Raw genomic sequence first — 1,412 nt, forward strand, 5'->3', positions numbered from 1 at the left:
GGATTCGAACCCGTGTTACCGCCGTGAAAAGGCGGTGTCTTAACCCCTTGACCAACGGACCATTTTTACAACATATTCTATTATACAGAATATTTTTACTCTGTCAACACTTTTTTAATAAAAAAAGAAGGAAATATTTTCCTTCTTTTGAATTAGTTATTTTCTTCTAATTTTGACTTAATCTCATCATATGATAGAGGTTTTGCTTCTTCTTCTAATTCATGCTCTGAATTTTCAGGCATTTTTCCTGTTTCGTATAATGATTTAATTTGAACACTATCCAAGGTTTCATATTTTAATAGAGCTTCAGCAATCAGTTTATGCGTTTCTCTATTTCCTTGAATAATTTCTGCCGCTTTATTACGGGCTTCATTCAATAGACCACGAACTTCTTCATCAATTTCGTAAGCCGTCTGTTCTGAAATCATTTTTTGTGGGCTTTGAGCACCAAACATCGCATGATTTCCTTCATATTGAACCGGTCCAAGTTTTTCACTCATACCATATTCTGTCACCATTGCACGCGCCATTTGGGTAGCTTGTTCAAAGTCATTTGAAGCACCTGTTGTTTGCGAATTGAAAATAATTTCTTCGGCAACACGTCCTCCCATGAGCCCTGCTAATTGTTCTTTCATGTCCTCTTTAGAAAGTAACATTTGATCTTCTTTTGGAAGGGCAATCATGTAACCGCCTGCGCGACCGCGTGGAACAATAGTAACTTTATGAACTACACGAGCATTTGATAAGACCAGACCAACGATTGTATGACCAGCTTCGTGATAAGCAACCATTTCACGTTCTTTTTGCGAAATCGTCCGATCTTTCTTAGATGGACCTGCAATAACACGATCTTCTGCTTCATCGATATCAGCAGCATCAATTACTTTTTTATTTCGACGAGCTGCAACCAAGGCTGCTTCGTTCAAAACATTTTCGAGATCAGCACCGACAAATCCTGGTGTTTGTTGAGCAACCAATTTCAAGTCCACATCTTGAGCAAGTGGCTTATTCTTAGCATGAACACGAAGAATTGCCTCACGACCTTTCACATCTGGACGTCCAACTAATACTTTACGGTCAAAACGGCCAGGACGAAGAAGGGCAGGGTCAAGGACATCAGAACGGTTAGTTGCTGCGATAACAATGATTCCTTCGTTGCCTTCAAAACCATCCATCTCAATCAAGAGCTGATTAAGGGTTTGTTCACGTTCATCATTTCCGCCACCAAGACCTACACCACGTTGGCGCCCAACAGCATCAATTTCATCGATAAAGATAATGGCTGGTGCTGCTTTTTTAGCATCTTCAAAAAGTGAACGAACCCGGCTAGCACCGACTCCGACAAACATTTCAACAAAGTCAGAACCAGAGATACTGAAGAATGGAACTCCAGCTTCACCAGCTACTGCTTT

General features: G+C 40.4%; 1 protein-coding gene. It reads right to left on the reverse strand.

The window, feature by feature from the left end:
* Positions 1-152: 152 nt before the first annotated feature.
* Positions 153-1,412 (reverse strand): ATP-dependent zinc metalloprotease FtsH (gene ftsH, locus ADH92_RS00430; RefSeq protein ID WP_049495837.1); only part of this gene is annotated, 1,260 nt, incomplete at its 5' end.

It is taken from the genome of Streptococcus parasanguinis, from assembly GCF_001073155.1.
Taxonomy (GTDB): domain Bacteria; phylum Bacillota; class Bacilli; order Lactobacillales; family Streptococcaceae; genus Streptococcus; species Streptococcus parasanguinis_D.